At 28.4% G+C, this 2,486-nt stretch carries 1 protein-coding gene; it reads right to left on the reverse strand.

From position 1 onward, the window contains the following. Positions 1-554 precede the first annotated feature (554 nt). On the reverse strand, positions 555-2,486 hold a 1,932-nt coding region (locus KGF50_RS21140; RefSeq protein ID WP_227849884.1), incomplete at its 5' end, for an N-acetylmuramoyl-L-alanine amidase.

The raw sequence follows: 2,486 nt of genomic DNA on the forward strand, positions 1-2,486 counted from the left end.
TTATCCTATCTTACTATTAAAAATATTTTTAAAGCGTATGTCAAAGTGTATCTCCCAAAAAATTTCAAGAAATTTATTAAAAATTAAGTTACAAAAAATAAACAATCACAAAAAATAAACATAATTAAATATATTTAATCATTTCCACTATATCATTTATTACCAAAAAAATCTATAAAAGACAAATAAAAACATATAATGATTATATTTTGTAGAGTTTTATATCAAATTTTTATAAATTAATAAAATTAATTTTTCAAAGTTGCATTTTAAGTGTTACATATACATTTCAATGAATAAACATCATACAAATATTGTTCTCTTCGACCTATTAATATCGATAAGTTAAATACATTACTATACTTACACCTTAAACCTATCAAGCAGAACTCAAATACAAAAAAGACTATATATACACTATTTGCACTTATATATGCAACAATTTATACATAGTCTTTATCACTAACAGAATTATATTTTTATTTATAGATTTAAACTAAATCTAAAGTCATAAATTAATTCATTCTGAGTTTTTTAAGTATTTTCATTATATACTATTTTAATGACTCTTCTATACCTTTACCTATTTGTGTACCCATGTCCTTTACTTTTGATGATGTATTCAGTAAACTCATATCCTTTTCATTATCTAAAAATGCACATTCTACAAGTACAGCTGGCATATCATTAGTTCTTAAAACATACAAGTAATCCTTTGTAGGGTCAGTTGATAGTGTTCTTGTTTTTATTCCTCTATTTTTAAGATTAAACTTCTCTAAAATTCTATTTAATATGTTTGTAGCTACAGTTTTAGTAGTTCCACCATTTTTATCTGCAAGCTTATAAAATACCTCTACTCCATTTCCAGTTGTATCAGAAGCATTATAGTGTATACTTGTAAATAAATCTGGTCTTAAAGAGTTAGATAGGGCAGTTCTATTTCCAAGTGATAAAGTCTTATCTGTATCTCTAGTCATAATTACATTTATTCCTTTTGAACGTAAATACTCAGTTGTTGCAAGTGAAGTATTTAAAGTATAATCTTTTTCTTTAATTCCACCTAATGGTTTGCCTGTCGTTCCAGTATCTGAACCACCATGCCCTGGGTCAATCATAACTGTCTTAGCTCCATTACTAGTTCCTGGGTCTGTTGGTGTTGTATTGTGCTTAGACAATGAAGCTGCTATAGAATTCATTACCTTAGAAGTTAATCCGCCTCCTATTTTGTACACTTTATTGGCAGATTTAGCTTCTAAATTATCCTTATGATATGCAGACACATATGTCTTTGGTGTTATAAGTATTGGAGATTTTAAACTAGCAGCCAATGGTCCCGCTGCTAAAGCATCAACAAGTACATCTGACTTAGCAACTAAAACAGCTTCTAATTCATCCTCTGTATAGAATGTTTTTATTACATTTGCGTTTGTTTCATGTCTATCTGCTCCATATACTCTATTTTTAGTAACACTATCTTTAGTTATATCATTTATTTTATTGATAACATTTGTTGATAACATTTGAGGGCCACCTATAAAGTAAGCACTTTGTAAATCCTCACTTTGTAGCCACTTATATGTATCATTTGTAATACTGTCTTTATCACTTAATATAATTGGTTGCTTATCTTGACCTGCTTTTGCTGCTATAGTAAGTGCATCTACTTCTCCACCATTTGCATTTGTTATGTATACTTTCTCTACATCATGATTTTTATCTATTTCTTTTGCTATCAATAAAGATGTCTCATATCTATTAGAACCATTCAAACGTGTTTGACTAGCACTTACAGTTGATTTTATTTGATTAGCAGTAGTTTTAGAAATAGAATTCTCATCTCCTATTATTATTACATCTTTAGGATTTAGACGCTTTAATTCTGCTTTTACACTGGCTGGTACATTGTTTTTTTCAACCAAAAGTATTGGTGCATTATATGTAGTAGCTAGTGGAGTTGATATAATACCATCAATACTTACATCTCCACTTATTATAATTACTTTATCTGAACCATTTTTCCAGCCTTCTTTACTTATCTTAACTGCTGTTTCATATCTATCACTTCCTGTAAGTTCTGTTATAGGAGCAGAAGTTTTTCTCATATATTTACTTACATCTTTTCTTGAAGTTATGTCTTCAATTATACATTCCTGTGTTACATCATAATCTTTTAAATTTAATCCCATAGCTTCTAATTCTTGTCTGTCTAAAGTCTTAGGATTAGTTGTACTATTTATTGTTATACCCTGTAGTTCCCACACATTTAGATATTCTGGGTCTTTATTATAGTTGATAGTTCCTTCATATGACCCAGTTGATTGATTGTAGTTTAGAGTTGTATCTAGTGGCATGTCATAGCATTTATATTTTAATGTAATGCTATCAGCATCTGGTTTTTCTTTAAATTTCACACTTACTTTTGATGTACTTCCTAAAACTATACTTTTTTTCTCCAAATTTATATTTAAGTTAGCATTATTTTCCAT

The sequence above is a fragment of the Clostridioides sp. ZZV15-6598 genome, from assembly GCF_020657705.1.
GTDB lineage: Bacteria > Bacillota > Clostridia > Peptostreptococcales > Peptostreptococcaceae > Clostridioides > Clostridioides difficile_F.